The 4,850-nt window shown below is 66.8% G+C and carries 6 protein-coding genes and 1 pseudogene; 2 read left to right on the forward strand and 5 right to left on the reverse strand.

Features of this window, described 5'->3' with window-relative positions:
* Both ACT3SQ_RS18880 and ACT3SQ_RS18885 read left to right on the forward strand, forming a co-directional pair.
* A partial coding sequence (locus ACT3SQ_RS18880) for a hypothetical protein (RefSeq protein WP_444601593.1) occupies positions 1-743 on the forward strand: 743 nt, incomplete at its 5' end.
* 71 nt (positions 744-814) lie between these two features.
* Positions 815-1,384: a hypothetical protein gene (locus ACT3SQ_RS18885; protein WP_444601594.1), complete on the forward strand. Its 570-nt coding sequence runs from the start codon at positions 815-817 to the stop codon at positions 1,382-1,384.
* 28 nt (positions 1,385-1,412) lie between these two features.
* Here the strand turns inward: ACT3SQ_RS18885 and ACT3SQ_RS18890 are convergent, their stop codons facing one another.
* The 5 genes and pseudogenes from ACT3SQ_RS18890 to ACT3SQ_RS18910 all read right to left on the reverse strand — a co-directional run.
* Positions 1,413-2,399, reverse strand: a complete 987-nt coding sequence (locus ACT3SQ_RS18890; protein ID WP_444601598.1) for a hypothetical protein — start codon at positions 2,397-2,399, stop codon at positions 1,413-1,415.
* A 126-nt stretch (positions 2,400-2,525) separates the two neighbouring features.
* A pseudogene (locus tag ACT3SQ_RS18895) lies at positions 2,526-2,801 on the reverse strand (J domain-containing protein); the annotation flags it as partial.
* A gap of 34 nt (positions 2,802-2,835) precedes the next feature.
* Positions 2,836-3,552: an SOS response-associated peptidase gene (locus tag ACT3SQ_RS18900; RefSeq protein WP_444601595.1), complete on the reverse strand. Its 717-nt coding sequence runs from the start codon at positions 3,550-3,552 to the stop codon at positions 2,836-2,838.
* Between the two features lie 248 nt (positions 3,553-3,800).
* Entirely contained in the window at positions 3,801-4,235 is a 435-nt protein-coding gene (locus ACT3SQ_RS18905) for a hypothetical protein (protein WP_444601596.1), read from the reverse strand.
* Between the two features lie 166 nt (positions 4,236-4,401).
* Positions 4,402-4,850: hypothetical protein (locus tag ACT3SQ_RS18910; RefSeq protein ID WP_444601597.1), on the reverse strand; the 449-nt coding region annotated here is incomplete at its 5' end.

Raw genomic sequence — 4,850 nt, forward strand, 5'->3', positions numbered from 1 at the left:
TCGCACTGTCCTACTTCGGCCAAGCGCTGATGCGCATGGTCGCTCAGCGTTGGCAGGCCAAAGATGGGCCCGGCACGAGCCCGGTGTTCAACTACACCGCGAACCTCCCGATGATCCTCGAGGCCGAGACCCGCTCGTGCATCCGCGACGACCGACGCAAAGGGCTGCTCGACGGCACCGCAGGCGTGCCTGGTGGCAGCGCGAAGGACCGCAAGACCACCCACATCGGAAAGTCCCGCCAGCTGTTCGAGACCGAGCACGGATCCCAGCCGACGGATGAGCAGCTCGTGACCTTCCACAACGACCGAATGCGCGCCACCCGGAAGGACGCAGCACGCCAGGCAGTCCTCATCACGCGAGATGACCTGCGCACCGCACGAGCCGTGCCGCTCGAGGACGCTTCGATCGAGATCGACGCCCGCCTTCCAGCTAACTCGCCGGCGGATTCGGGCCCGCTGAACTGGACAGATCGGATCCGAGCCGTCATCTCCCGATGCGAACGGCTCGACCAGGAGCGGGAACGGTTGCGCACTCGACGCCTGAAGCGCGAGCCAGTTCGGTCGGCTGACGTGGCACGCGTGTACTTCGCTCACCATGCGATCGGTGAGTTCCCCACCCGGCGCGAGATCATCGAGCGACTCGGGGTGATCGAGCCGGCAGCACGGCGCGAACTCAGCGCGCGACTGCGGGAAGTCCTTGACGTGGCCCGGGAGCTCTTCACCGATTACCACCCCACCACTTGACTAACCAGTACGCCGTGGCCAGCGTCGGTCGCAAGGTTGTTGTACCGAGCACCCTCGAAGAGAGCTGAAAGATGGTCACAAGGGCAGACGTCGAAGGCTGGGTGATCCGCAATCGGATCGTTTACACCGACGTGGACATCGAGGAGATCGAGGGCATCATAAAGCGCACTGGCAACCTGGCTCCAATATCTGAGTTGGTGAGGTTGTTCAGTCGGGGAGAGATCTCACGGGCGGCCCTCACACTCTTCTTGCCGCGAGCCTGGGTGGGTCGCGAGGCGAACAGCCAGGTACCGGTCGAGACCTGGAGGGCGATGTTCGAACACATCGCATACACGGAAGACGGCATCGTCAAGTCTCGCCGCCGACGGACTGTGCGTGCTTACCGCGGCGCGACCGAAGCCAACCGTGAAGGGCTCTCCTGGAGTCTCGACCCTCGCCAAGCTGAGTACTTCGCCCGTGCGCGCCAAGCGCCAAGGGTTACCACCGGCCGGGTTTGGGTCGCCAATATCCCCGCCGATCGGGTCTTCGCGCGCGTCCTGGAGAGCATGGAGAAGGAGATCGTCGCCGATGCGAGAGACCTAGATATTCTTCCGGTTGAATTGGAGGCCCAGCTACCGACCCCCCGCTGGTGGTGGCGGTGATGAGCTTCTAGGCCGGCAGCTGCAAGGCTCAGACAAGCAGCGTCATGGATTCGAGTGCCCGATGGCGGAACAGCGTGTTGGGCCGATCGAGGCTCGGGCCGGCGCCCTTACCGATGGCACCGAGAACCTGGGTGAGCGAGCCGAATGAGACCCCGCCAGCCTGCCCGATTTCCGTCGGGACAGTCGATAGCAGCGTGGGCACGACATACCCATGAACTTCCGAGCCGCGGCCGAAGCGCCTACGGAGTGCCTGCACCTCATCGTGGACGACATTGCGGTACACCTGACCGTCGCTGACGATCTCGGTTCCTGAGATCTCCAGACCGTCGGCGCCCAGCGGAGGGATCGCGATCAGGCGCACGGACCGTCCGACGATTACGACGACTTGCGACCGCACCAGGGCGGCGCAGGGCCGCGGAGTAACCCGGTCGGGTAACAGGATCACGCGCACTCCGTCGCGGTGGCCGAAGGCACCGGTGAGGGCGCCGAGCAGCCGCTCGATGTCCGCGTTTCGGGAACCAAGTGAGGTGGCGCCGACCTGCGTGATGAACGAGGAGTCGATGATCCCGTCTTCCCGGGAGCTTCGGGACAGCACTACGCCGAAGGACAGATACGTCGTGAGCGTGCTTGCGATCAGGCACAGTGGGCTGCCGAGCATGGGCAGTGGCGTGCCGGCATCGAGGTAGATGCAAGCGGCGCCGGCCGCTGCGACGAGTAGCGCTGCGATCAGGCCCCACCGTCGGAGGATGCTGCGCGTGACCACCAGTGCGGACCAGACGAGATGCATTCCCACCCCGCACAGCAGCGCGACCGGTGTCGAGACCGCTCCGATGCGAGCCAGCGGCAGTCCGAGCATCGCAGCGGTTGCCGCCCCGGCTACTGCCCACGCCACGAAGGCGACCACGAGAAAGATCGTGAAGAGTGGCCGACGGCGCGGCGACTTCGCGTCGGGGCCGCTCGGACGATCGTGGACTGGGACGTACCAGTCCCATAAGGTGGGATCGACGTCCAGCATCGAAGATGCTCGAGTGCCGCGCTCGGGATGGAACACGCGACGTCGAGGCGCTGTCGGCGCCGATGCCGGTGACGGATCGGAGGCGGCAGCGGGGGACTGGGATGCCAGGGTGCGGTCGTAGATGGCTCGCCTGGAAGCATTGGCCAGGACGTTGTACGCGGAGCTGACGTGCTTGGCGAGCTCGTCGTCCCCGCCAGCGTCGCCGTGCAGGGCCCGCATCTGGGCACGGAAGGCAGCAGTGATCTCGGCTCTCGAGGCGTCCCGAGACACGCCGAGTGTCTCGTAGTGCGTCAGCGCCACGTCGCCTCCTCCCTCCGGACACCCTGTTGCCCCGCGCCAGTGGGCGAAACCCGCTCCTCGCGGGACGTTCTCGCTATCGCGGCCAGTGCACGGCCAGGGCATGCACTCCGCGCTGATCCGCAAGTGGCACGGAGGATCAGCCCAGCACGAGCGGCGCGATGAGGCTCGGGTCCTTCCGGTCGAGTGTGCGGACGTTGTTCACGGCCCGGTCGACCGGGTGGGTCACCAGCGACCCCGCGATCTTCTCGGACAGGTCGCCCAGCATCCCGTGCAGGTTCTCCCGCTCGTCCTTCTCGAGCTTCCCCGGTGCCAGCCACTCACTCATGAGCTCCTCGTCCAGGAACGCTGGCATCCGGTCATGGACATCACCAGCAGCGTCTCGAGCCTCGCGGGTAATGATCGTGAAGCTCACGTCCCAGTCGCCGTCGCCGTTCTGCTCGGCCGTAGTCAGGCCCGCAGCGTGGAGGAGACGCTCATCGGTGGCGTGAACGTAGTAGGGCTGCTTGCCGTTGTCCATCTCGACCCACTCGAAGTAGCCCGACATCGGCACCACGGCGCGAGAGCTCGCAAACCCAGCCCGGAACATGCCGTTCGTGTGCACGGTCTCGAAGCGGGCGTTGATGGGCCGTGGCCCTTTCTCCTTGGCCCATGCGGGCTTGTAGCCCCAGCGCGCGAACTCCAGCGTTCGTTGCACCTCCCCGGCATCCTTGTCGTAGTGCTCGCGGACCACCGGGGCCTTCGTCCGGGGTGCGACGCTGAAGACCGGCTCCCAGTCGAAGTCTCGTGCCGGGTGCGCGGCATATGAGTGCAGCAGCCCCTGGGCATCGACCTCGAGCACGTAGCGACCACACACGGCCGGCCTCCTTTGGCGTAGGTGGCCACGATGGTACTGCTCGCTTCGACGGCGAACGGGGCGGCATCGTGATTCCCGAACCGATCCACGCACTGTGGCGACCGCATCTCATGCCACGGCCGCTCGGCCGATGGGGCTGGTGACAGAGGACCCCGAGGAGTTTGGTCCTCGGGGTCTCGCCTATGCCGTGATGGCCTTGCTCATGGCCGATGATCTCCAGGCGGTCGGCTGATCAGCCCGGAGTGCGGTTACGCGACCGACAGCGGCCCCGTGCCGAGTCGCTGAGTGACAGTCTCGGCAGTGGCCGGAGGTGCGGACGGGTGAGCGGCCAGGTAGCGCAGGGTCTCCGGGGCCGCGTTCGGTGCGGAGGAGGCGTGGAAGATCGCGTTGCGGTCGGTCAGCCGACGGGCGATCCGGTCGATGAACTCGGGGGAGAGGTCATGGCGACGCGTGACGGGGTAGGTCAGCCACCGCTGGTCGAGGTCGATCAGGTGCTCCAGCGTGACCTCGGAGGTTGAAGGGTTGTGCGCGATCTTCCGCAGCACCTCGCCGGTGACCTCGGTGCGGGCCAGCTCGTCCAGCACCTCGGGGTCGTCGCTGAACTCGGCAGTCCGAAGAAGGACCTGCACAGCGGGCGGTTCGTCGACGGGATGGGGTGCGGCGTGCTGGACGATGGCGGTCATGGCGGCTCCTGCTCCTCGTTACCCGGCCCGTCCGGGTACTGGTGCAGTGGGCGCGAGCACCGCGTGACAGGACAGGTGCCCGGCTGGGTGTGAGGCGCTCGTGGTCGGACTCGAGTTCAGGAAGCGTGGCGGCAGCCGGCCGCGGTGTGCATGCGGGACCTGGGCGTCAGGACTGCAAGGGAAGCACCGCGCCGCCGGTGCCGACACGAGCCCGACGGCCGAGCCACCGGGCATTCTCGACAGCCTTCGAAGGGCGGGAGGTGAGGTCGCTCAAACGGTGGTCGATAGTAACCGAGATGGTCCGTCCGGTGATCTCGCGGCCGCGGCGATCGGTGCGCAGCGGGATCGGATCGCCGAGGCCTTCGAGGTGCCCGGTGGCGATGACGAACGACCGTACGCAGAGCAGGACGTCGCGACCCGCAGAGGAGCCTGGGAGCCTGTGCGGTCCCTCGACGCCGTGGGACAGCTCGTCGTCGCTCATGTCCGCGATCCGCTGCACCGTGGGGTCGACATCCATGCGGATCACGAGATGGCCCGGGGTGTCGGTGGTCTTGGCGGCGACCTCGCCACTGGCGGCCAGTGCCCGCACGGCCTCGAGGTTGAGACGGGTTATCA

Source organism: Brachybacterium sp. AOP42-C2-15 (genome assembly GCF_052377065.1).
Taxonomy (GTDB): Bacteria; Actinomycetota; Actinomycetes; order Actinomycetales; family Dermabacteraceae; genus Brachybacterium.